Source organism: Streptomyces blastmyceticus, assembly GCF_039521185.1.
Lineage (GTDB): Bacteria > Actinomycetota > Actinomycetes > Streptomycetales > Streptomycetaceae > Streptomyces > Streptomyces blastmyceticus.
On record NZ_BAAABW010000039.1, the window covers coordinates 39,769 to 63,206 of the forward strand.

The following is a 23,438-nucleotide window of genomic DNA, read 5'->3' on the forward strand; positions in this document are numbered from 1 at the left end:
GCCGGGGCTCAGATGACGGTGACGCTTCCGGTGCCGGTGGCGAAGGCGGGCGTTCCGATGGCGAAGGTGACGGGCGCGGGGCCGGGCGTGGCACCGGCGTCGACGATGACGGCGGTGTAGAAGACGGCCCACTGGCCGGGGTCGAGGTTCACGGGGACGCCGGAGCAGGTCGACGTGGTCCCGTCCGAGGAGAGCGTGCCCGGGTAGTTGTCCTCCACATCCGGTTCCCGCCAGGTGCCCAGGTATCCGTTGAGGAGCCGCGTCCCCGCCGGGGCCGTGAGCACCACCGTCTGGACGCCGATCGGGGTGGCCCCGGTGTTCGTCACCAGCACCGAGGCGATCACCTGGGAACCCGGGCCGCCCTGTTGCGGGGACCGTTCCGCGATGGTGGCGGTGAGGGGCGGGGGCGTGGTGGTGACGGGAGGCGGGGTCGTGGTCACGGGCGGCGGCGTCGTGGTGACCGGTGGACGGGTCGTGGTCACGGGCGGACGTGTCGTCGTCACCGGTGGACGCGTCGTCGTCACCGGCGGGCGCGTGGTGGTGACCGGCGGGCGCGTCGTCGGCGGAGGCGTCGGCCGCGCCGTCGTGGGCACGGGGATCCACGGGAGCGGGATCCATAAGCTCCTGCCCTGCGGATTGACCGCCTCGACCTTCACTTCGGAGTCGTCCGGGATCTCGAAGCCGTCCGGCAGTTGGGCCTCGACGGTCTCGGAGTCGTCCGACGGCTGGGGCTCGCCGGTTGCGTCCTCGGTCATCGCAGCGTTCTCCTTCTCTTGGTGGTGGGGTTCGGTCACGGCACCGCGATCCACGCGGTGCCGTCCTGCCGGATCCGGTCGTGTGCGGCGGTCCGCGAAGGCGTGCGCCAGGCCACGGCGCCCTCGATGAACCGGCGCCGGGGCGGCAGGAGTTTGACGAGCGAGGTCCCGGCCATGACCAAGGTGGTCGCGGCGACCACGGTGGCGAGGGCCTGGAAGCCGGAACCCGGCCTCCTGGAGGAGAGGGCGGAGACCCCGGCGGCGCCGACCGCGCCGAGGGGCGGCAGGGCTCCGTACATCATGTGGCGCACCAGCGTTCCTCGCGCCGGTGGGCCATGTCCCACAAGGAGCGCAGGTAGACGGCGTGCTGGAACATGTCGTAGCCGAGTTCGACGGCGAGCGTGCCCGCGAGCAGCTGCGACTTCCAGCCGGCGCCGCGAGCGGTGACGGTCTTCTCGGCGACGAAGACCAGGCCGACGGCTATCCAGAAAGGCGTGAACTCCGGGCGCCCGCGCTTGAGCATCCAGCCGGTGAAGAAGAGGTAGAGGGCGAGGAAGAGCACGGACAGGCCCATGAAGCCCTGGCGGATGATGTACGGGGCGGTGACCCGGGTCCAGCCGTAGTCGCGCAGGTTCTCCAGGGCCCCGCGCTGCCAGCGCAGCCGCTGGTGCCAGAGGGCGGGCAGGCTGGTCATGACCTCGGTGACGACCGCGCAGCCCGGCGGGGAGACGGTGCGGTAGCCCAGCGTCCGGACGGCCTTGGTGATCTCGTCGTCCTCGGTGAGCGAGGCGAGGGAGTAGTAGGAGGAGCCGCCGCCGATGCGCCCGGCGAGCCGGGCGGCCTTGACCTCCCGCAGCGTACGGACGCGGAAGAGGGTGGCGGTGCCCGTGAGGACGTCGGCGCGGTAGTCGCGGCGGGCGATCTCGCGGGCGTACCGGTGGAACTCGATGCGCTGGAGGGCACCGAGGAGGCCGCCGCCGCGCTCCCCGTAGAAGATGCCGCCGACGGCCCCGACCGTGCGGTCCATGGCCTCGATGGCGCTGGTGAGGAAGGCGGGCCGCAGGACGGTGTCGGCGTCCTGGACGAGGACGAAGTCACCGGCCGCGAGCTCGTGCAGGAGGCTGTCCAGGGCCTGGTTGAGGGCGCCGGCCTTCTTGTGCCGATTGGCCTGCGAGGCGATGACGGTCGCGCCGTTGGCCCGGGCTATCGCCGGGGTGTCGTCGGTGCAGTTGTCGGCCACCACGACGACGCGGTGCGGCGGGCGTTCCTGACGGTGCAGGGCCGCGATCGACGCGGCGATGCGCTGAGCCTCGTTGTGGGCGGGGATCAGCGCCACGATGCGGGGCCCGGGGCCGGTGTCGTCCTGCCGTTCGGGGACGGGGACGCGGCGGGCTCTGCGGGCGATGCGCGGCCTTCGCATGAGGGTGCACTCCTGGAACCGTTGTCGCGGTGATGCTGTGGGTGGTTGCCGTCGTCCTGGCGGGGCCCGGCGGGCGGGGGCACGGCACGCGGTGGGTGCCGCGCCCCCTGTGTCACTCCGGTCGGCCGGCCAACCGGCCGGTCACTTCGCGGGCTTGACGTCGATCGTGTCGCTGGCCGTGACGAAGACCGGCTCGCCCAGCTGGATGCCGACCTGGAGCTGACCGTGGGCGGTGCCCTCGATCTGCAGGGCCGGGTACAGCGACACCCAGGCGTCCTTGCCGGGGCCGCTCGGCTCCAGGTTCAGCGCGACGGCGGGGCACGTCAGGGTGCGCTGGTCGGCCGACAGCACGCCCTGGGCGACGACCTCCCGGCTCTCGTCCGTCCAGCGGGTGAAGGCCACGTGGTCCTCGGTGAAGCGCGCGCCCTCGGGGGCGGTGAAGACGGCCTTGACCGTGCCGATGGTGCGCTGACCGGTGTTGCGGACGACGAACGGCGGGTAGACCCAGCGGTCCTGCCCCGCGGTCGCCTCCAGCCGCACCGTCTTGACGGTGGCGCGCAGCCCCGGGTCGATGCTGCGGGGCGCGGTGTAGCGGTAGTAGACGCTGCCGAGCTGGAAGGCGTCCTCCAGCTTGGCCGGGTCCCAGCCGATGGCGCTCGGCGAGCCGTCGGGGTTGAGGGCCTGGGGCCAGACCAGGAAGCGGTAGTACCCCGGCTTGTCCCCCAACTGCCGCAGGTCGATGGCGGGCAGGGTCACCTTGAGGCCCACACCGGAGTCCTTGTGACCCTCGGCCTTCTGGAGCTGCGGGGTGGGGGTGTAGTGGGACGGCGTGCCGTCCTCGTGCACCAGCTGGTAGTAGACGTGGTCGCTGTTGTTCCCCGCCACGCCCTGCTCGCCCTGCCGCAGGTTGACCAGGTCGATGATGAACTTGTCCCCGGGGATGCGGCCGTTGTCCGCGACGAATCCGAATCCGGCCTGGCTGTTGGGCGTGCCGCCCCAGGCGGTGTCGTAGGGCAGCCGCACGAACGGCCGGCCGACCTTCTCAGGGTCGGTCTTGGCCCAGGCCCCGGCGAGCACCTCGATCTCCGGGTTCGCCGTACGGACGTCCCCGCTGTCGAGGACGACGTCGACACGGATCGGGTACTTACGGCTGAAGGCCGGACGCGGATCGGCGTCGACGTTGAGGTCGCCGCGCAGGGTGAAGGTGATGAGGTCGGAGTCGTCGAGGAAGGTGAGGTCGATGACCTCGAACTCCTGGTCGATGCCGCCGCGCCCGCGCTTGACCTCGACGGTGTTCATGTCCGCCTGGCCGTTGCCGGTGTAGGAGTACCGGACCTCCTTGATCTTCACTCCCATCGGGACCCGGATGCGGCCGTCGTAGCGGAACTCACTGTCCCAGGTGGCGAACCGGTTGGCATGGCCGAGGGTGCGGATGCCGGTCCATTCGGGGTCCGCGGTCACGGCCTCGGCGGGTATTACGGTCAAGCTCATGCGGATTTCTCTCCTCTTCGAGGGTCAAGGGATTGGGATCGACGTGCTTTCGCATACGGTTTGCGGGAGTGTGCCCGACTCCGGGGCAGTGAGCGGCAATTCAATACTTCTCCGGAAGGGCCGTCAATTGCACGGAAATTGATCTCGGCCACCGGCCACACAGGGTGTAGCGCCCGTTCAACTACCTCTCGTGTCACACCAGCAACTGTGTTCACCGCAGAGGTCACGACGGACGCTGCTCGTGGGGCACTTGGCGAGCCAGCAGAAGTATTGACCGCCCCCGGAGCGCGGCCGGTTTTTTCGGTCGCCGGGGCGAATAAGCGCCAACGTGCTTGTTTTGCGCCGTTTATCGGCTACTGACCCGAGGGCCCTCTTGACAGCGCCCGACCGCTGCTGCCGACCCAGCGGAACGGCCGCGCGGGGTGGCGGCTCTCCACGGCTTTTCCCCTGCGCGGCCGCCTGGCACCTCATGCGGAATTCCCGCCCATCCCCCGCCGGCCCCGTAGGGCCGCGCGCCACCGTGGTCCTGATCCCGCCGTGAGGCCTGCCACACGCTTGATGCCCGTTCTGGGCGATTCGCACGGTATCGCTGTCGCCGCGCGACGCGCTCGACTTGCGGCGGCGGGTGCGGCGCCATGGTTCGCCGCCGGGAGGTCGGCTGGAATCTCCTGGCGGGCTGCGCGGCACGGCGGGCGTTGAGCAATTGTTTACCCCGGATTCGGGGCGCGCGATTTGAGTGCGTCAGGTGCGCTTTTACGCAATGGCGGGCTTTCCGCTCGTTCACGGCACCTCGACCGCCGCCCGAAACTGCTCGCGACCGGCCTGGCCTGACACCTCGTAGGGTGTACGGGATCACCGCCGAGGAGGAACCCGATGGCAGAACAGAGCGAGGACGACGACGGGGAGGAGTTCCAGGAGTTCATCCTGGACATCGGACTGAGCTGGATGGCATCGAAGTCGGAGTACCCGGTGTGGCTGTCCAAGGAGGACTACGACCGGTTCGTTCCGAAAAGTGGGCCCGTGGATGTGCAGCTCAGCATCGCAGACCAGGCCATTACCAAGTTCAACCGTACGTCTGTCATGCAGATCGGCGAAGACGTGCGGAGGCTGTTGGGTTCTTCGCTGCCGGACGAGGTGATCCGCACTGTGTGGCTCGGTGTCACGAATTCGTACTTCGACCCCGCGGAGCACGGGATGACCGGGCGGGACTGGATGCGCCGGATCGAACAGGTGTGGACCAGGAGCATCCGCCGGGTGGATGCGGCGTTCGTTCCGCCCCCGGCGCATCCGGTGACCGATGCCGACCTGCGGAGGGCTGTTCTGGAACAGATGCGTTCCGTCGCAGGCGAACTTGAGCAGGCGGCCTTGAAGGATTCTGTGCCAGGTGTGGTGCCTGCACTGGAGCAGGTTGTCGGCGAAGCGTGTGCGGACCTCGGCTACCGGCTGTTCCTACGAGCCATGAAGGCTTACTTCGTGGAGATCAACGAAGAACGCTGCGAGGCGTTCACCGCCCTTGGCGAACGCTTCGGTTACCCGGAGTTCCTCGTGGACGACAACCTCAACGTCCACAACGGCTGAGCCGTGGGCGACAAGAGCTTCACCGTAGAAGCGAACCCTGCATGAACCACCAGGACGAACCCCGCCATCTTCTCGTGCGTGCACGAGGAGACCGGTCACCCCTGTACACGTCGGATGCGGGGTTCCATGCGGACCCCGACGACTTCACCAGCGGTGTTCCGGTCGACGATCCCGACCTGAGGCTCCCCGGAGACTTGGCGCACGGCCTGATCTCCTGGTCCACAGCCCGCCCACCGGAAGGTTTTGCCTCCCGGCCCCCGCTGCGCAAGCACGTCAAGAAGGGCCTGGAACTCGCCCAGACGCTGGCGAAGCACTTGGGCCCCACGTGGGTCGTGCGCTACTGGGACGAACAACACGGCTCAGCAAAGTTCGTGTGCTGGGGATGCCAACGCCTGCACTGGACCCTCGACGCACACGGCAGTCCGCCGCACCCCCTCCACATCGTCGTCGAAGGCGAGTACAAGTGGGGTCCGCTCCGTGCGGAGGGGTTCGGCGATTTCACGCCGGACGATCCAGCTGCCGCCCTCGGGCTCTCCGGCGACCTGGTCGACGACTTGTACAAGTGGTCGGCGGACTTCAACGCCAATGTGAACCTGTACTTGGAGGAGCGTGACAAGGAAAAGGACGATGCCCGCCGCAGGGAACTGGACCGTCGCGGTGAGGAACTGACCGAACGGGTCGCCCGCAAGCTGGCGCCGGGTCAGACCGTGAGGTACGGCGGGCTCGCTTAGGGTGTGTCCTATGTGGTGAGGCGGACGAGTCGTTTATAGCAGCAGATCGCGACTGCGAGCCCGAGAAAAGCCAGATAGTTGCGGGAGCGCGTTCATAGCGGTGGTCGATGCCCTTGCACGCGATGCACACGCCGATGCGCTTCCCACGTGACCCTCGACCATAAGCTCAGGGCTTGGCTGTCGTGGGTGTTGGCGGCGGAGACGCCGACCTCCTGGAGACAGGTCACCGGCTGCCCCGCAGCCCTCTGACGGCAGCCGGCGAACGTGAGCGACACGTCCGACACGCGCCCCCAATCCCAGTCACTCCCCATAACGTGATGACGCCGTCAGGTGTCGGATCGCTCAGCGGTAGCGGGCGGCCTTGCGGCGCCGGGAAGGCTCCGTCACGTCGGGTATCACCCCGGCCCCCGAGCCCGGAGTTTCGTCCCAGGTCCGGATCTCGGCCGCGACCCGCGCCAGACGTGCGTCGCCCGGACGCACGGCGAGGTAGAACAGACCCTCGTAGGGGCGGCGGTCGTCGCCACCCCAGCGGACGACACCTTCGGTGTCAGCGACGATGTCACGGATGATCAGCTGCTGCGCCGTGGTGAATCCGCCTCGTACGCCAGGCGGGTAGAAGTCCGGACGAACGACGACAGCTGTGCCGGAAGCCTGATTCGACTCCGGGAGCCGGCTGTCGCGGGCCACCGACGGTGCCACCCAGCCCTCGACCGGGTTCGGCTCGCCGGGCAGGCCGAGCGTGTCGACCTCGTAGTGGAAGCGGCGGATCACATGAACCAGAACCGTCTCGGGATCTCCCATGCGCATGGAGACGTTCAGACCGGTGCCCGCCACGTGACGGGTCACGATGTCACCCCCGTCGTCGACGGCCTTCTGCATCTCCCATCCATTGGCGGACGGTCGGCTGGTGAGAAGCCGGCGGCGCCGGGCTTCGACGCGGCGCAGGGCCTCCTTCAGTTTGTCGTCCTTGAGGGGCTGCGGTGCGGCGACGGCCGGGGTGGCGAGGAGTCCGGTGGAGGCGAGGCTTGCGGCGGCGGTGAGACCGGCCGCGACGGTGAGAGCCTGTCTGCGGGTTATGTCGGTGGGGCTCAACGGGTCAGCCTTTCTTCCGTGTTGTCGTGCGCTGCTTGCAGTGGAGAACGACGGAGGCGAGGGCACAGGTGAGCGTGAGCAGCAGCAGGAAAGCGACGACTGGGTTGATGTAGCCGGGGATGACAATGGAGTAGTCGTGACCGTTCGATGCCTCACATACGAGACGCAGCGGGATGAAGTCGCCTCTGCGGCCGACCAAGGTCGGTGTTCCCGCGGGGCGCTGCCGCTCGCATCTCTCGGCCAGTTCCTGGTCTTCGAGGAAGAGGAGGTGGAGACATCCCCACAAGTAGACGGCGAGCGCAGCGGCGGCCGTCAGCAGGGAAAGGTCCCGCCACAGGCGGAAGGGGGTGTATCCCCGGCGGGCCTGTCGGGTGAGCCGCGAGCACAGGTACCCGATGAGGCCCAGCAGGGTCGCCGCGCCGACGATCAGGATGGCGAGCAGGTCCGCGAAGTTATGCCCTTGCCAGGGGTTGGATGCCGTGATCATGATCTGTCAGGACTCGCGAATGATGCGGTTGTACTTCTCAAAGATGGCGTAAAGGGGCATCCGCAGCTTCGCGTCGGAGACCGCCTGGTCACCGAAGCCCTGGTAGCGACGGAGGATCTCGAAGGTCTCGGTGTCGGTGTAGTCGAGTGCGGGGCGGCGTATGGGGGTCTCGGCATGGTCGCCCGCCTTGCCGTCGGCTGCCCAGATGTGCAGGTGCGGGACGGTGGTCAGATTGAATACGTTGTCCTGGTTGACCTTCTGCCACATTGCCCATCTGTCGCCTTCGGAGGTTGCGTCGAGGATGTCGCCCTCCAGGAGCCCTGCACGGATCGAGTTGTTCCGCGACAGGATGCACGTGCGCCCCGACACCTTGGCGACACCGGTGCTGCTGTCGACGAGCCTGTTGACGACGGGCAGGCCTTTGCCCCAGTCGGGGATGAGGCCGGTGTGGTACAACACCACCCCCGCGTCCTCGGCTACATCTTTGGTGCTGTAGTGGCAGAACTCCCAGAACGCCGACGTCTGGATGAGAGCCTTACGCATGCGGTACCTGCGGGACGCCGAGGAGATGGCCGCGTCAGCGGTCATGATCGTTTCGAGGCACTGCTGCCGGGTGTAGACGTAGCCCGTACCCCCGGGTCTGCCGATCGATGCCATGTACTCGTCGGCCTCCTTGAGCAGGGCGGCCCAGTAGTTCATGCTGAAGCCGATGTCGAGCTTCTGGGACGGCGCGGGGTAGAAGTCGCCCTGTCCCGTGTCTCGTCCGGAGGCGATGTTGTTGTCGATCTCGATCTTGCTGTCGCCGGAACCGATCGACTTGGTGACGATCTGGTCGAAGGCCCAGTTCTCCGGCATCGTGTAGCCGAGGTTTCCGGAGAAGCCTGACGACATGTCGGAGACGAAACTGGTGTCTGCGTAACCTTCCGCGGAGATCCGGGAGCACGCGTTGCGCGGGCCGTAGACCCCAATCTTGTAGGGGCTGCCCAGCTTAACCATCTCGTCCCTGATACTCCGGAAGTACGGCAGGATGTACGAGGTCACCTCGTCGTCCACCGCGTCGTAGTCCACCGCGAAGTAGATGCGTGAGCCAGGCTTGAATCCGTGCTCCTCCGCCTTGAACGCCGCGTTCATACAGTCCGCGACGCCCTGCGCGACGCTGTAGTAGTCCACCGAGCGGGCCCACGTCTGGTAGATCGGGAAGCAGCGCAGTCCGTACTGCTGAATGGTCTCGAGCTCTCCCGGCTGGATCTCCTTCTCCGGGAGGCTAGTGGTGGAGGGGTTGTACAGGTAGCGGCCGATGTACTTGTAGCCGGCGTCCTTGAGTGCCTGCGCGCGGGCGGGGGTGATTTTGGTGATGCCGTCACACGCCGCGCCTTGACGGGTCTGGTCGCCGTAGGAGACCAGCAGGGAGGACCATGTCTGGAAGTCGGCCTGCCCGTTGACGGCGAGGTTCATGAATGCCTGGAACGCAGTGACGCTGTCGGCCAGCGAGGAGGTGAACGAGTCCGAGAAGGAAACCGGGCGCTTGTTGAGCACCATGGCCGCGGTGAAAAGCTGCACCCACACCCCGGAGGAGCCGGTGGACAGCGTGTGACTCTTCAGGCCGGCCTGCGTGCCGGGGCCGAAAGCTCCGTTCGCGACGCCGTCGGCCATGCCCAGCTCGTACTGAATGGCAAAGAGCATCGACTTCGCGACATCACGGGAGTGATGGCCGTCGCAGGGGATGACGTAGTAGTCCTTGCGGAGGACGTACCGGCCGTTCAGCCACTGCTGGATGGAGCGGATCGTCTCCGAGCCGTTGCTGACGGCGACGTAAGCGTCCATGTTGAACAGGCCCTTGACCACCTTGGGCCACAGGGAACTGCCGGGGTAGGTACCGCTGACCCCCATATTCTGGTTCAGCTTCGCCACCGCGGCCTTGACACGGGAGTGGTACGTCCCATTGATGTCGCCGCCGTCGTAACCCTTGCAGTACAGGGCGGACTGGATGATCCGGCAGAAGTCCGCCGACGGGATGGTGGTCTCGTCGAGCTTGCCGTATTTCTCCGCGATCTTGGAAAGAGTGGTCGAACCGAAGCTGTTGGAGAGCTCGGGGATGCCCAGCTCGTACTGGAGGGCGCGGGTGAGGGCGAACATGGTGTTCCAGCTCGTCCTCCCGTCTTCGGTCACTCGCATCCCGATCCGCGTCCCGTAGACGGAGTTCACGAACTTCTGTGCGCGTAACACCATTTCATCAGCCATAACAATCCTTCCGAAGTTTCCTTGAGCGTCGGCCATCCCGCTGCAGGGCGACCCAGGCATTGCTGCCTCAGTCGATGCCGTCAGCGACGTAGGGCAGTTGCACCTGTCAGGCAACCCCAGAGCCGCCTTCACCAAATCAGCGTGAAGGCGGCTCCTTCTCGACCCCGGATGAATGAGAAGAATGCTAGCGAGCCGATTTTTCTGCTGCGAGGGCCCGCTCAGCATTGGCCAGTAGGCTCTGCAAATCTTCCTGAACCGTTTTGAGGTCGGAACGATGGGCAGAGATCCCCTTGTCCTGGTAGCCGGCTTCAACGGAAGACCAGACACCGATGACGTTGTTCTGCTTCTTGCACTGCACGTCCGCGACCGCGACCGACTTTTCGCCCTTTCCGGCAGCACCATTGCTGGCTGCAAGGCCGCTCATCGCATCAATGGGAGTCTCGTAAGAGAATCCCTTGCCCTTCATGCAGCCGCTCCAGTCGGCAAAGGCCTTTCGCACCCGGTCATCGCGCTGGGCTTGGTCACTGGCCTGGAAGATCAACCCGTCAGCCAGACCTCGCAGGCCAGCATGCTGCCCTCGATAGATCTGACGACCGGCCTCACCCACGCAACCACCACGGGGGACAGCTTTGCTGTTGTATGTGCGCACGGCACCGGTCCGTACCGCCGCATGCTGGGGCGCCTCAACCGCAGCCTGCGGCGTCACCTTCTGAACAACAGCCGGCGAGCGGTACCCGAAGGACTTGGCCTGGGCTTCGTCGGTGACGCCGTAGATCCTGCTATGCGTGTCCGCAATATCGCTGCGGGGGCTCGGGCTGTAACTTATCTCAAAACCTTGCAGACAGCGGGCAGTCAGGGCATCGACAGCATCGTTCACCTTTCTCTGGTCGGCGTCGGACAGTCGGTATTCCTCTAAAGGAAAGGTGAACCCATTCAGAGTTGCCCGATAAGTGATGCCGACCTGGTCGGATTTACTCGCACCCACTGACGACGACTGCGCGATGGAGTACCCGGAGACTCCGAGTGTTATCGCCGCAATGGCACCGCCGATAACCGCATACTTAACTGTCTTCATCGGACGCCTCTTTCTCAGTAGTACCACTCGTGGGAGCTGAGAGCATTCTTGATCCCTGCCGGAAGTTCAGACCACCTGTCGAAGTGGTCGCAGCCTTCACCGCACTGGCCGCGCTTGTTGACATCGAAGTGCCAGCCTGAGTTCCCCTTGTACTGCCAGCCCCGCCAGTACATGCTGCCGTTGTTGTTGATGACGGAGGCTACGTTGTTATCGATAGGATCCCCGGTGCGGGAGAACGTATAGCCCGCATAGTCCTGCAGCCACCCGTCGTCATCGAACAGGCCTCCCTGCCAGGATCTGTTCTCGTACAGGCACACCTCCCCGGACTCACATCTGCCGTCCTTGCCGTTAGCATGTGCCGGAATCTGGAATGCCGTGAACAAGGCCACGGCCGCCGCGCTGACTGCCGCCGTCTTGACTACGCGATTCATCCCCATGAATGCCATCTCTGTTCCCCTTCCCCTTATCTGTAGTCGTCGGGATGACGACTCATGAATGCCTGAAGCCGGGATACGGTGGATTCAATAAGAGGCCTGTCCTTTTCCAGCTGAGGCGCGGACCTCTGCGGAATCCTCTTTTGGAGGTCTTCGATCAGCGCTATGGGTTCATTGAAATGACCCGCCCCGTTGGGGCTGGCCTTCATAGCCAGGAGGAAGGCGTCAACGGCCCCCAGAGTGTCCGTCAGGTACTCGGCGCAGTGGCTGGGAGTGCAGCCGCCCACACTCTGCGCCTGGACCCGGGCCCATGCATCGCGGACCTTCATGGCGCCGGCCGAGGGCACAACACCATTGCCTTCCGACTGCAAGTGGCACGCCGTCAGAACTGCGGCCAGAACCACGGCCAGCACGGCACAACGAAGCCGTGCGACACCTAAGCCCGTCATGATCCCCCGATGCCCATGCGCACGTATGCCAACTTGCTTAGCGCATGGGCAAGTTGATGGTTGACGGATGGACGGTAACCTCGGAGTGGCAGTGCCGCAAGTGCTTTCGTTGGCCACGAATGCGCAAGATCCGGCCAGAGGGACAGGAGCCTGCAAAAAGGGGCCTGCTCGTAGCTGGGGAAATTCACCAGATCGGCGGGTTGGACACGAGACTGCCTATCCAGAGTCGGCGCCCCGTGAAGATCAAGTCTGACCAGGAACTCGTTCTCATCTCACTTGACTGGCGCCCCGTAGGGGAAGCCTCTGCGGCAGAGCAACCGCCCACCGCACAGGCTGACAGACCCAAGGCCCTCCGTCCTACCCACCCAAGACCCCACCGCCGCCGAAGTCGCCGCCGTCGCCATCCCCCCGGACGAAACCAGAAGGTGCGCGCCAGGCCCACCGTAGCCGCCTGACAATGACCAACCGGCCGACGTGCGCGCTGCTTTGCCGGACTCCAACGGCGTGCGGAAACCCCCACCTCAGACAGATGAGGCGGGGGCCGCGTGCCAAGCCGCTGGCGAGGTCGTTGAGCGGTATCGGCCTGAAGGATCAGTTCAGCGCGCCGCTGCCCGCATCGTGTGGGCCTCGGTGTAGTGGCGGGCTTGCCGCTCGTTCACGGCCTTCAGCTCATCGAGGTCGTCCGCGAACAGGGCCCGCCAGCCCTCGGTGTCCAGGCGCCGGCATTCCCCGCACGGGGGCATCTGCGGACGCGGGGTGCAGGGCGGGCCACCAGTGTGGGGCAGCGGGACGACGGCGGGCCAGGAGCGCGGGGCGTTCACGGTGCGAGCTCCGCCCTGTGGTCACGGAGTGCCTGGGCCGACAGAGCCAACCCCCGGGCGTAGTCGAACGCGGACCGGAGCCCGCTGCCGGGGCCGAGCTCGTTGACCCGGTGGAGTCCTTCCTCGGCGCTGCTCTCGGCGGCCGCGCGACGCGGATCGTCGGCGGGCAGGGCGCCGGCCGCGTCCCGTACGTCCTGAGCCGTCTTCTTGATGTACGCGCGGAGGACGACCGTGCAGGAGGACACCCTGCCCATCGGCGGCGAGATGTGAGAGGGCGCGTCCAGGATCGCCCTGATCGCCCACTCGATGCCGTCGTCGCCTTCGGCTCGCGGTGGGATGGTGGGACCTGCGGCGGTGACGGCGGTACCGGGCCAGACGGGCATGGCGGGACGATCTCCTTCGGGCTGAGCGCATGGGCCGGAACCGAGCCCTACGATGTGTGCGGTGCCGCACGGCGGGCATCACCGAATTGATTCGAACACAGCGTCAAACCAACGGAGTTGGGCGATCAGTTCCGGTTCCCAGTATCTGCCCGGCGTCCTACGCTCGGGCCGGTTAAAAGTTTGCCGCTCCAGAGATTCAAATGGGGGTTACACCCATGCCTGCGCCCAAGCGACTCGACCCGTCACAGTCCCGCGTGGCCCGGCTCGGAGCGGCGATCCGCTGCCTGCGGGAGTCCAAGGGCTGGTCCCAGGCCGAGCTGGGTCAGGCCGTCTCGATGTCGAACACGGCGATTTCGAAGTTCGAGACGGGGCGCAACTTCCCCGTCCGACAGGTCGCGGAGGCGCTCGACAGGGCCCTCGACGCAGAGAGAAAGCTGTTCGAGATCTGGGATCAGCTCAACGATGACCCCGCGGCGAAGTGGGTCGAGAAGTACTTCGCGTACGAGTCGAAGGCGATCGAGATCCACCATCTCGCCAGCAGCTTGCCCGCCCTGCTGCAGTCAGACGACTACATCAGAGCAATCCTTCAGCGCGGCATGGCCTACTTCGGCGGCGACCTCGATGAGAAGGTCGCCTACCGCCAGCGCAGGCGCGCCATTCTCGAACGCCGCCCCGACCCGCCGTCGTTCAGGGCAGTCATCGCCCAGTCGGCCTTCGACCACATCGTCGGTGACGCCAGCATCATGCGGGGGCAGCTTCTCCACATGCTCGACGCCCTGACACGCACGAACGTCGAGCTGAGAGTGAGTCCGTTCGCGGTCACCGGGGTAAATCCCGATCTCGGCACGACCCAAATCATGACGTTCAAGGGCGGCCGCAGAATCGTGTACCGAGTAGATCCCATCCACGGCATCTACATCACCAATCCGTCGGACGTCGCCCAATACTCAGCCCTATACGATCAGCTTTGGCGTGACGCTCTATCGTCCGATGAGTCAATCGCTGTGATTCGCAAAGCACTTGAGGAGAAGTACCCGTGCGCACCGTCCGACCTGACCTGTCCATAGCCGTGTGGCGCAAGAGCAGCCGCAGCATCAACGGAAACGACTGCGTCGAAGTCGCCGACCGTCAATTCCCCGGCACCGTACCCATACGGGACAGCAAGAACCCCGACGGCCCCGCCATAACCCCGACCACCACCGCCTGGTCAACCTTCGTCACGGCCGTCGCCAACGGCGACCTCTCCGCCTGACCAAAGCGCAACAGCCCCGCCGGGGAAGGCGAGGCCAGCATGGGCTTGCGGCGCCTTGTCGGCCCCAAGGGTGATCGCCGCGTGGTCGGAGCTGCGCGCGTACCCGTCCCCGCCGCGGAACTCCACGTTGTAGCCGCCGGTCAGCTGCTGCAGCACGTTGAGGCCGGCATTGAGAGCGGCGCCGTGCAGGGCGGCGTCGCTGTTGGTGCGGGCGGCGCCGAGGAGGTGGCTCCGTCGTCCACGAAGTAGATCTGCCGACCTTCGACCGCATTGCTGGCGGTGTCCTCCAGGTGTGCCCAGAGGTTCTCCACGTTGCCGCCGTTGGTGAGGTTGAGGGTGCCCTGGTGTGCGTGCAGCACCGTCGGGATCAGCCGCGAGTGGCTCCCGTGCTGCAACTGCGGCGGTGTGCTGGACGGGGACAGCGACGGCCGATAGCGCCAACGAGAGCGGGGCGATGCCGAGTTCGACGCCGACGGCAGCCGTCTGGTGGGACTTCATCTGCATCTCGGCGCTCTCCCGGCGCGATGCCGTGAGTTCCTCGTAGTCCTGGGGATGAACGTGGCGGATGGCCGCGCACACCCCGCTGGAGATACGTGGTGGCTGGCATCTTTCGCGCCCCTGCGATGGCGCGGAACGGGCAGCGTACCAGCGCCCCCGTGGTCTAGAACCGCCCAGATCAACCGGCCGTCACGAGAGCGGGCAGGAGTCCTGCTCATGGGCGGCCGGGGTGGTGTCCAGCTTCTTGCACGCAGCTTCCTTGGCGCCGGGTGCGGTCACGGCGACGACGGGCGCGAGGGCGCAGCGAAGGTTCACTGGGACCTACTCCTCGCCAGAGAGAATCGCTTTCTCGTCGCCGCGCGAGAATCGAGAGCGTTGCCACCCCGAGGTCGCCGGACCGCGGAGTGGGACAGATCTTCATGCAGAAGGCACTCAAGGTCGGGACACAAGGAGAATTCACGCCGCACTGCCTCGCCCCTACGCTCACTCCCACTTCTTGGCCGACAGCGCCACAGCTAGTCCGCACAGACCCAACGCCACCACCTGTGACACGGAACACACAATGACTGAAGGTAGTGTTCCGAATGTACAGAAAGACTCCGACCTGCACCTAACCACCCACAGGGCCACCGGACTTGACAACAGCACGTCACCACAGGGCTAGCCGCCGTAACTTCCGCCCCTCAATACGCGTGACTCGTACACCGTTTCATGACTATGGTGCCGCTTCGCGCAGTCACCCCCTCCTCTAACTCGTCAACGCCGAAGTCTCATGGAGGGATGGGCGATTGAGCTCGCAACGTGGCAGCGCGACTCATCAAAGGAGAACGTTCATGGCTAGATCTGTAGCCGGCTTACGTGCGGGCATCGCCGCAGCGGCGGCGTTAGCCGCCGCTGCGCTCGTGGCCCCACCGGCCGTGGCGGCCGAGCAGCCGGGCCTACGCGTCGCGAAGAACGCCGACTCGCAAACCCGGGCCGTCATCCAGGCCGCCCCGCAGGCCGCCGCGGCGGCTGCCACCGCGTGCGGCCCTGGGTATGTCCTGAGTAGAGCGATACCGCTCCCCGAAGGCACTGACCCCAGGTCGCGACTCGCCACCTTGTTCAATTACACCAAAAATGGCAACGACGGCGGTTGCTCTATTTTCGACAACAACGTCGGATCTAGTCGGCACATGAAGATCTCGGTGTGCGACAGCCAACGCCGCTATTGCGACGTCAACGAGGGTAACTTCAGCCAGTACGCAGGCCCAGTTTTCACTGGCTACCCCGTGTGCGCAACCGTGACTGCACAGATGTGGTCCGGCGGCGGCGCACCGTACATCGACTACAAAACTCAATATGCCTACCTCTGCGACTAAGGTCGTCAGCGCGCTGACCGTGTCCGCGGCCGCAATCCTTCTCACCGCATGCGGCACTGACCATGAGCCCGCTAAAGCGGTAGTGAAGCCATCCGACCAACCCAGTACCACAACGCCACTGGTAGTTGAAACGGGCGGCACCTCTAGCTCGCCGACAGCATCTGTGGCGTCAGGCGACCATGCGCGGCAAGAGGAACAGCAGCGAAGAAAGGCCAGTGTACCCAAAGGGCATCCGGTGGAAGGGAAGACCACAATCCCGTCCCCGGAAGACTATGGCTATGGCAAGCCGGGCGGCAGCGCTGAAAACGGTGACGTTCTGGTCTACGAGCCGAAGAAGGAAAACGGCCTGCTTCGAATCCCGGTAACCGTCACCAACCACGGCGATAAACGCGCCTTCTACAAGGTGACCATCACTCTCACTGGGTCCAACGGCTCCAGCGTCACCGCGTATCTGGACACCAGCACAACCGGTGTCTATCCAGGTACCACGTGGCCGACCGAGCTCAATGCCGATGACACCGCCCATCCTCTGTCGGGCAAACTCAAGGCGACAATCACCAGCAGTAGCCGACAGGAGCGCTAGCTCCTCAAGCGCCAAGCCGCGTGGGCATCACCTCGTTGGTCCTGCCCACGCGGCTTCAGCTCGCTCATCGAAAGGACGCACGGCATGGCCGACGAGATGGTCCGCAAAGCGCAGAAGTTCATCAACACTACCTACGCGAACGTGTCCGGCGTCACCAAAGTCGAGGAGAACGGGAAACCCGGCTGGGCAAATATGTTCGCCCTCACCAGAGCCCTGCAATATGAGGTGGGCATCAGCACGCTGTCCGACACGTTTGGCCCTGGGACCATGGCCGCAATCACGGCGAAGTGGCCTGCTATCAGCCATGCCATCTCCTTACCTGAGAACGTGATCAAGATCATCCAGTCGGCGTTGTACTGCAAGGGCTACGACGGCGGGGATATCGACGGGAAATTCAACACTCGCACCCAGACATCGCTAGGCAAGATTAAAGGGGACATGGGTGTAACTGACTATTACGGCACCGGTTCAGTAATCGACGCTAAAGCCCTCAAGGCTATGCTGAACATGGATGCCTATGTAACCGTCAATTCCGGGTCCGACGCGATCCGTGGTGTACAGCAATGGCTAAATGGCCGGTACGTGAAGCGCAAGGACTTCTTCATCATCCCGTGCGACGGCCACAACTCCCGCGATGTATCGAAATCCATGCTGTTCGCGGTCCAATATGAGTTGGGTATGGCGGACGGTGTCGCTAACGGCGTGTTCGGTTCGGGAACCCAAGCGGGCCTGCGGGACCATACTCTGTCTGCACCATCACAGGGCACCTGGGTGTCCTTGTTCCAGGCCGCCATGACCCTGAACAAGCGACCAGTTGCCTTTGACGGAGTATTCGACGGCCCCCTCGGCAATGTCGTCCGCGAATTCCAGAGGTTCGCCAACCTCCCGGTGACCGGCAATGGCGACTTCTCGACCTGGGCGTCCCTCCTCGTCTCCTACGGAGACCAGTCACGGAAGGGCGAGGCGTGTGACGGAGTTACGAGAATTACGCCAGCGAGGGCAGCGGCGCTGAAGGCGGAAGGCATCACGTATGTCGGCCGCTACCTGATCAACCCCAGCACGACCTCATTGCCGGAGAAGGCTATTCAGCCGGGCGAACTCCAGACCATAGCTGACGCCGGCCTACGCTGCTTTCCCATCTACCAGACATTCGGCCGGGACGCCGACGGTTTCAATTACATAGCCGGGCGGGCCGCCGGGCAGGCGGCGGTCAACGCGGCACTGGACCATGGGTTCAAGAGTGGGACGCGGATCTTCTTCGCTGTCGACTTCGACGCGCTCGACCATGAGGTCACCTCCAACGTCCTGCCCCACTTCAAGGGAATCCAGGACGCGATTGCCGACGACGGGAACCGGTACAAGATCGGCGTGTACGGCCCACGCAATGTGTGTACCCGGGTCGCCGAAGCCGGGCATTCATCGGCAAGTTTCGTATCCGATATGTCTTCCGGCTTCTCCGGCAACTACGGCTATCCACTGCCCGAGGACTGGGCGTACGACCAGATAGTCACCCGCACCATCGGCTCTGCAGACGGCAAGATTGAGATCGACAACAACGTCGCCTCCGGTCGTGATACAGGCCAGGGCTCCTTCGACAGGCCGCGAGGCACCAAGCCCGACACCCGCCTCGACTCCTCGTTCCTCAAAGCAATGATGGATGACGTCGGCAAGTATATGGAGTCCCTCGGCTACCCATCAGACGGCGGCACGAGAACCTATCAGCACTGGAAGTGCTTCCAGTCAACCATCGTAGACCACGACGAACTAATCACCAGCCTGTCCAACAAATACAACATGCGCAAGGCGCTGATCCAGACATCGGCGTACTGGGAGATGCGGCATATTGACCCTTTGGATGAAGCAGCCTGGGTAGCCGTGATCGCCGCATACAACACGACGGGCAAATACATCAGGGACACGTCCACAGGAATCGCCAAGCAACGCGCTGTCACCCTCGTCGGCGCGTGGAATAACGGCCTCAGAAAAGGATACGTCTCAGGTAGACCGATCCTCGATGTTTCCAAGGACGATGACAAGTACTCGATATGGAAAAAGGCGCATGACGATGAGGAGTTCGACATCACCAGCGTCTGCGTGGTCCACATGTGGGACATCGACGGAAAGCCCGGCGGAGACGATGACTCTCCCGCTATGAGATCTCCACGCCTGGACTACACCGAAGCTGAGATCTATGACATCCTGCGCCGCTACCAAGGCCCTGCCGAGCCTGCATTCTCTGAAGCAAAGAAGCGGCTGGGACTATATTACGTGATGGAGAAATACAACTCAATCTCCCGGAACCTCTGACAGGAGCCAACCGGTGTCCGGAGACGAACCGTATGCAGGTCACGATCCTGCCGCCGTGCTCTTGCTGTCCATCGCAGGCATCATCACAGTTCTAGGGCTCGTCACCTACGGGGTGGTGCTGCTGGTCCGCGCTCGGGCTGAAAGAACAACAGGTGCCGCATTTAAGGCCACTGCCACCCTAGCCTGGGCCGCAGCGATTGGTATGTACACCTGGGGGATATTGCATCTTTTCTTCTTCAACGAGACGGATCAAGCTCAAGCATGCAATGCGGCGATCGGCAAGAGGCAACTCAGTGGTTACGTAGCAACATTCATCCCTCTGCATTTTGGGTGCCGCACCAAAGGGGGTCGCATTGTCGAAGCAATCATCCCTGAATATATCAATCCGGCGGTGACCGCGCTGGGAGCGTGTGCAGTAATACTCACCGGATTCGCGATCAGGAAATATCAGGAGGCCAAGAAGTGACGAGGATCATTTCACGGCGCGACATTCTGCGTCGTACTGCTTTCATAACCGCAGGTGCCGCTGTCGGATCACAATTACTCGGCACACCCGGATATGCGGCAAGTAAGAACCCTGACCCAAACGTGGTCCGTGAGGCAATCCAGAAGGCACAGAATCGCAGCGAACGTGTTCTGACCGGCATCCCGTCCAAGAACGGCTGGGAGATGGAGAAGGTCGTGGATGACCACGGCAACATCTATACCCGCCCCGTGCCCGGCACACCGCTGGACGGTGTGGCAATGCGCATGGGAGATATCGAGACCGTTCTCGTTCATCTCGTCTGCCGTTTCCACTACGAGATCGACGAACTTCGAAAGGGCGACGTCGTCGGCTGGCGTTCGCCGGGATCTGTACGGAAAGGGCTGCCGGAGAGCAACCTGGCTTCCGGAACAGCCGTAGCTATCCGCTCCGGCGGGTACCCGCTCGGAGTACGGGGCGGGTTCTTCCCCCACCAGGAGGCAGTTGTTCGGGACATCCTCGCAGAGTGCGAGGGGGTTATCCGGTGGGGCGGGGACGATAAGACGCCGCACGAAGCGCTCTTCTACATCGATGTACCACCTGGAAACCCACAACTCGCCAAGGTCGCAGACAAGTTCAGGAGTTGGAACTACACACCCGGTAGGGCCGGTGTTCTCATCGATCCGCATCAGCCGGGGCGAAGGAAGGCCGCCCAGGATCTCCTGCGCAGACAGCGACCTTGACGTCGGCGTGGAGAGCTGCGGAGGCCTATTCACGAGGTTTTTACTGGTCATGGAGGCAGCCCTTGCCGGGCATATCCCCGATTTGGCCGAGGCCTCGGCCAAATCGGATCATGATCATCGACGGGACTCAAACTTGATCTTTAACAGCTGGGGTCGACGACCGTAGCTCCGGCTTGCATCTGGATGGTGCTACCGGTGAACTGGGCTATTTCAGCCGGTACGCGGAACGCTGGATCAAGTACGTCTCGCTGACCACCTACCTGGAAGAGACACCCGACGCCCTGGAAGCGCCGGGCCTTGTCACTGACTCCAGGCCAGGTCTTGTGGGCGGCGTCCTGGTGTGGGGGCGCCCCCCATCCCGATCCGGACCATCCGTGGGTGGAGCACAACGGCTGACGTGTCCGGTCACAGGCGCAGGTGTGGGGACCGGCCCGGGGCGGGTCCCCACACGCATCGCCGGGGATCGGCTCTGTGGTCCGGGCCGAGCTGCCGATGCCGGTGGAGACCAGACCGACGCGGCCCTAAAGTTGTCGCTCCGATGCGGAAAGTCCGCTGATGCGAGCGAGGGTTCAGTGACAGTCGAACGACCTCAGCCCGGCAGTTCCTCAGGCGATGACGGAGGAGGCCCCTCCGTGCCTGACGAGGTCTGGGAGCGGTTTGCCCGGGACCATGAGGGGGCGATCCGCGACTCCGCTCCCAAGGAGCCGTCGGCGCGGGCGCGCATGGTGGCCGAGCGACTGCGGCGTGAGGAGGAGAGCGCTGCCGCAGCAGCCCGCCGGAACGGCAAGCGCCGATTAAAAGGTGCGAAAGGGCGCCGGGAACAGGCCGATCCTCGCCGGCCTGAGGGCTGGCGCACCGGCCCTGATTGGCAGGAGACGGGACGGCGGGCCACCCGTAGACGTCAGTTCCTCGGCGGTATCGGCGTCTTGATCGCTTTAGCGATGGCGCTGATCGCGCTCAACCCCGACAAGGCTCTGTCCTGGCTTCCTGGCCGCTCGGGCGGAGGGGAAGCAGCCTCCGGCGGAGGCCCGACACCCCTGCCTCCGGAGACCGGGCGGCCCAGCGGAGCGCCCGGAGAAGCGCCCGCGGACACTCCGTCCCTCAGCCGTCCCTTCGCCGGATCGCCGGCAGAACAGTACGCCGACGGTGCGAACGGCATTGTCGTGCCCGAGGCCGCTGCCGCCGGCGCCATGTCGAAGGAGCGGGTCGCCACCACCCTGAAGCTGACCAAGGACTTCCTCGTCGCGGCGAATCTCGAACCGGCGACCATCCGCGGCGAACGTCCTGCTGCGGCACTGGCCCTGCTCGATCCACAGCAGGACGACGTATCCACCATGGTCACGACGGCCCTGGACAAGCCCGACCGGGAACACGACCCCCTCAAGCTCTTCAGCCGCTTCGACAAGAACGAGGTGCGCATGGTGGGAGAGACAGTCAGGACACGGGGCCGCATGACGTTCAAGGGGGACGCGGACGGCTCCGTGATCATTCACACGGACTACACCTTCGTCTACCCGCTCACAAAGCGAGCCCAAGGATCGCGAGAGGTGGCCCGCACCATCGTGCGCCGTGTACTGGATATCAGCGTCCTCGATCCCGCCCGCTTCAAAGCCACCCCGGACAAACTGACCCTTCGCTCCTACAACGTGGACATCGCGAACTCGGCTTGCAGCACCCACGACGGTTTCCTGCATCCCGAATTCCCCTCCAGCCGTCCCGAAGCAACGGAGCCGACCGGCCCTGCCGTCGACCCGTACGACCGCAGCCGCGATCTGGAAACCGGTGAAGGCACATCCGGTAAGGCGGGGTCCAGCGACCGCTGCGGGAGGGTCACCCGCACGTGAGCGTGAGCAGCCTGTCCGCCACCGGCGCCGACGACCGCGACCCTCGCCGGTCCGGTCGAGCGCAGCTCGGTGGACGGTGCCCTGGTGTGGGGGCGAGCGGCGATCCGGCGGACAAACCGCTCGGAGCGGTAACTGTTGTCACGCCATGTCCCGCCGATCACGGAGGACTTCTCCAGGACCACGACATCGTCGATACCGGCCCGCCGCAGGGCGATCACGGCTGCCACCCCGGACAGTCCGGCCCCGATGACGATGACCTCCGCCATGGCTCGCCCCCTTGGCTGCCGTACCGAGGCGGTGAATGCACCAACGGGCGATACCCCGACAAGGGGTACAACAAGAACACAACTCATATGAGTGATTACTCCCAACAGAGGCCGCAACGACGCCTTCCTCGTGGTTGCCTACGGGCATGACCATGGGGGCGGATCTGCCGGGATCGCGCGACCGACGCCGCACGAGCGACGAGCCGAAACGGGAACTCCCCTATCCGAGCAGCTGGTTCTTCCTGGCGCTGTCCCGCGAGCTGGTGCCCGGGCGCGTTCTGACCCGGCGGCTGGCGGGCGAGGACGTGGTCGTCTACCGCACCGGCGACGGACAGCCCTACGCAGTGCGTCCCTACTGCCCGCACCTCGGCGCCCACCTCGGCTCCGGCGGCACCGTCGAGGGCCGGAATCTGGTGTGCCCCTTCCACCACTTCGCCTTCGCCCCCGACGGCACCTGCGTCGCCGTCCCCCACGGCCGGCCTCCGCGGGCGCGGCTGGAGCACCACACCGTCCGCGAGCGCAATGGATTCGTCTTCGTCTGGTACGCGCCCGACGGCTCACCGCCCACCTGGGACGCCCCCGAAACCGCTCCGGCGGGGGTCTTGGCGACCGCCTCCTGGGGCACCGAGGTCCGCGCCCACGTCCAGGAACTCACCGAGAACACCCTCGACTACCGACACCTGTCGGTCGTGCACCATGTGACGCTGCGAGAACTCGAACCACCGCGCGCCAAAGGCCCCTACATCCGCAGCAGGCTCAGGCTCGGACCGGCCGGGCCCGGGCCGCTGACACGGTTCCAGGTGGACCACTCGTTCCTGGTGGCGGGGATGGGCTGTCTGCGCATCGAGCAGCCTCTGCCCCACATCGGCCTCGTCATCTACCTGTGGGCCCTGCACACCCCGACCGGTCCGGCGGGCACTCGTCTGCAACTCGCCGTCGCCTGCGCGGACATCCACCGGCCGGGAGCCACGGGAACGCCGCTCATGCGCCGCTCCCTGCACCGCGCCGTGGCCCGGGGAATGCTGGGGATCTCGGTCCGCAAGGTCCAGGACGACGTACGGATCTGGAACGCCAAGCGTTATGAACCCCGCCCTCGCCTCACCGTCGGCGACGAGGCCATCGGCCTCTACCGCCACTGGGTCCGCCAGTTCTACCCACCGTCATGAG

Annotated in this window: 24 protein-coding genes and 2 pseudogenes; 11 read left to right on the forward strand and 15 right to left on the reverse strand. The window is 65.1% G+C overall.

Annotated features, from left to right (window positions below; translation table 11 throughout):
• Window positions 1–8 precede the first annotated feature (8 nt).
• From ABD269_RS32260 to ABD269_RS32275, 4 genes are all read right to left on the reverse strand, one after another.
• Window positions 9–755 carry a hypothetical protein gene (locus ABD269_RS32260; RefSeq protein WP_344123706.1) on the reverse strand — a complete coding sequence of 249 codons (747 nt, stop codon included), beginning with the start codon at window positions 753–755 and terminating at the stop codon, window positions 9–11.
• Between the two features lie 35 nt (window positions 756–790).
• Window positions 791–1,057 (reverse strand): hypothetical protein, encoded by a 267-nt coding sequence (locus ABD269_RS32265; RefSeq protein ID WP_301894554.1) that lies wholly within the window; start codon window positions 1,055–1,057, stop codon window positions 791–793.
• Window positions 1,054–2,175, reverse strand: coding sequence for a glycosyltransferase family 2 protein (locus ABD269_RS32270; protein ID WP_344123708.1), 1,122 nt, complete (start codon window positions 2,173–2,175; stop codon window positions 1,054–1,056). Before ABD269_RS32270 ends, ABD269_RS32265 begins: the two co-directional genes overlap by 4 nt.
• A 141-nt stretch (window positions 2,176–2,316) precedes the next feature.
• Window positions 2,317–3,666, reverse strand: coding sequence for a hypothetical protein (locus tag ABD269_RS32275; protein WP_344123710.1), 1,350 nt, complete (start codon window positions 3,664–3,666; stop codon window positions 2,317–2,319).
• An 873-nt stretch (window positions 3,667–4,539) separates the two neighbouring features.
• Here ABD269_RS32275 and ABD269_RS32280 point away from each other — a divergent pair.
• Window positions 4,540–5,244: a hypothetical protein gene (locus ABD269_RS32280; protein WP_344123712.1), complete on the forward strand. Its 705-nt coding sequence runs from the start codon at window positions 4,540–4,542 to the stop codon at window positions 5,242–5,244.
• Window positions 5,245–5,285: 41 nt separating this feature from the next.
• On the forward strand, window positions 5,286–5,975 hold the full coding sequence (locus ABD269_RS32285) for a hypothetical protein (protein ID WP_344123714.1): 690 nt from the start codon (window positions 5,286–5,288) through the stop codon (window positions 5,973–5,975).
• A gap of 8 nt (window positions 5,976–5,983) precedes the next feature.
• Here the strand turns inward: ABD269_RS32285 and ABD269_RS35475 are convergent.
• The 8 genes and pseudogenes from ABD269_RS35475 to ABD269_RS32320 all read right to left on the reverse strand — a co-directional run.
• Window positions 5,984–6,120, reverse strand: a pseudogene (locus ABD269_RS35475) (IS5/IS1182 family transposase); the annotation flags it as partial.
• Between the two features lie 197 nt (window positions 6,121–6,317).
• Window positions 6,318–7,067, reverse strand: a complete 750-nt coding sequence (locus tag ABD269_RS32290) for a hypothetical protein (RefSeq protein WP_344123716.1) — start codon at window positions 7,065–7,067, stop codon at window positions 6,318–6,320.
• A 4-nt stretch (window positions 7,068–7,071) separates the two neighbouring features.
• On the reverse strand, window positions 7,072–7,554 hold the full coding sequence (locus ABD269_RS32295; RefSeq protein WP_344123718.1) for a hypothetical protein: 483 nt from the start codon (window positions 7,552–7,554) through the stop codon (window positions 7,072–7,074).
• Window positions 7,555–7,560: 6 nt separating this feature from the next.
• Window positions 7,561–9,795: a glycoside hydrolase domain-containing protein gene (locus ABD269_RS32300; RefSeq protein ID WP_344123720.1), complete on the reverse strand. Its 2,235-nt coding sequence runs from the start codon at window positions 9,793–9,795 to the stop codon at window positions 7,561–7,563.
• Between the two features lie 184 nt (window positions 9,796–9,979).
• Window positions 9,980–10,870 (reverse strand): hypothetical protein, encoded by an 891-nt coding sequence (locus ABD269_RS32305; RefSeq protein WP_344123722.1) that lies wholly within the window; start codon window positions 10,868–10,870, stop codon window positions 9,980–9,982.
• Between the two features lie 14 nt (window positions 10,871–10,884).
• The gene (locus ABD269_RS32310; RefSeq protein ID WP_344123724.1) at window positions 10,885–11,316 is read right to left on the reverse strand and encodes a peptidase inhibitor family I36 protein; all 432 of its coding nucleotides are present in this window, start codon (window positions 11,314–11,316) and stop codon (window positions 10,885–10,887) included.
• A 1,033-nt stretch (window positions 11,317–12,349) separates the two neighbouring features.
• A complete protein-coding gene (locus ABD269_RS32315) occupies window positions 12,350–12,574 on the reverse strand; it encodes a hypothetical protein (protein ID WP_344123726.1) in 225 nt (74 codons plus the stop codon).
• A complete protein-coding gene (locus ABD269_RS32320; RefSeq protein ID WP_344123728.1) occupies window positions 12,571–12,957 on the reverse strand; it encodes a DUF6415 family natural product biosynthesis protein in 387 nt (128 codons plus the stop codon). The genes ABD269_RS32315 and ABD269_RS32320 overlap by 4 nt, the downstream gene beginning before the upstream one ends.
• A gap of 215 nt (window positions 12,958–13,172) precedes the next feature.
• On the opposite strand from ABD269_RS32320, the gene ABD269_RS32325 reads away from it, so the two are divergent.
• Window positions 13,173–14,024 carry a helix-turn-helix domain-containing protein gene (locus ABD269_RS32325; RefSeq protein ID WP_344123730.1) on the forward strand — a complete coding sequence of 284 codons (852 nt, stop codon included), beginning with the start codon at window positions 13,173–13,175 and terminating at the stop codon, window positions 14,022–14,024.
• Complete coding sequence (locus ABD269_RS32330; RefSeq protein ID WP_344123732.1) at window positions 13,994–14,209, forward strand: DUF397 domain-containing protein; 216 nt, start codon at window positions 13,994–13,996, stop codon at window positions 14,207–14,209. The genes ABD269_RS32325 and ABD269_RS32330 overlap by 31 nt, the downstream gene beginning before the upstream one ends.
• Before the next feature lie 140 nt (window positions 14,210–14,349).
• On the opposite strand, the gene ABD269_RS32335 is transcribed toward ABD269_RS32330, so the two are convergent.
• Window positions 14,350–14,604, reverse strand: coding sequence for a hypothetical protein (locus tag ABD269_RS32335; protein WP_344123734.1), 255 nt, complete (start codon window positions 14,602–14,604; stop codon window positions 14,350–14,352).
• 292 nt (window positions 14,605–14,896) lie between these two features.
• Window positions 14,897–15,022, reverse strand: a complete 126-nt coding sequence (locus tag ABD269_RS32340) for a hypothetical protein (RefSeq protein ID WP_344123736.1) — start codon at window positions 15,020–15,022, stop codon at window positions 14,897–14,899.
• 518 nt (window positions 15,023–15,540) lie between these two features.
• Here ABD269_RS32340 and ABD269_RS32345 point away from each other — a divergent pair.
• The 6 genes from ABD269_RS32345 to ABD269_RS32370 all read left to right on the forward strand — a co-directional run bounded on the left by ABD269_RS32345 (window position 15,541) and on the right by ABD269_RS32370 (window position 22,005).
• Window positions 15,541–16,065, forward strand: coding sequence for a hypothetical protein (locus ABD269_RS32345; protein WP_344123738.1), 525 nt, complete (start codon window positions 15,541–15,543; stop codon window positions 16,063–16,065).
• Entirely contained in the window at window positions 16,046–16,648 is a 603-nt protein-coding gene (locus ABD269_RS32350; protein ID WP_344123740.1) for a hypothetical protein, read from the forward strand. Before ABD269_RS32345 ends, ABD269_RS32350 begins: the two co-directional genes overlap by 20 nt.
• Window positions 16,649–16,732: 84 nt before the next feature.
• Window positions 16,733–18,955 carry a glycoside hydrolase domain-containing protein gene (locus ABD269_RS32355; protein WP_344123742.1) on the forward strand — a complete coding sequence of 741 codons (2,223 nt, stop codon included), beginning with the start codon at window positions 16,733–16,735 and terminating at the stop codon, window positions 18,953–18,955.
• A gap of 13 nt (window positions 18,956–18,968) precedes the next feature.
• Entirely contained in the window at window positions 18,969–19,421 is a 453-nt protein-coding gene (locus ABD269_RS32360; RefSeq protein ID WP_344123744.1) for a hypothetical protein, read from the forward strand.
• Entirely contained in the window at window positions 19,418–20,161 is a 744-nt protein-coding gene (locus ABD269_RS32365) for a hypothetical protein (RefSeq protein ID WP_344123746.1), read from the forward strand. Before ABD269_RS32360 ends, ABD269_RS32365 begins: the two co-directional genes overlap by 4 nt.
• A 632-nt stretch (window positions 20,162–20,793) precedes the next feature.
• Entirely contained in the window at window positions 20,794–22,005 is a 1,212-nt protein-coding gene (locus ABD269_RS32370; protein WP_344123748.1) for a hypothetical protein, read from the forward strand.
• A gap of 125 nt (window positions 22,006–22,130) precedes the next feature.
• Here the strand turns inward: ABD269_RS32370 and ABD269_RS32375 are convergent.
• Window positions 22,131–22,358 (reverse strand): annotated as a pseudogene (locus ABD269_RS32375) (NAD(P)-binding protein); the annotation flags it as partial.
• A 59-nt stretch (window positions 22,359–22,417) separates the two neighbouring features.
• Here ABD269_RS32375 and ABD269_RS32380 point away from each other — a divergent pair.
• Complete coding sequence (locus ABD269_RS32380; RefSeq protein WP_344123750.1) at window positions 22,418–23,437, forward strand: Rieske 2Fe-2S domain-containing protein; 1,020 nt, start codon at window positions 22,418–22,420, stop codon at window positions 23,435–23,437.
• Window position 23,438 lies beyond the last annotated feature (1 nt).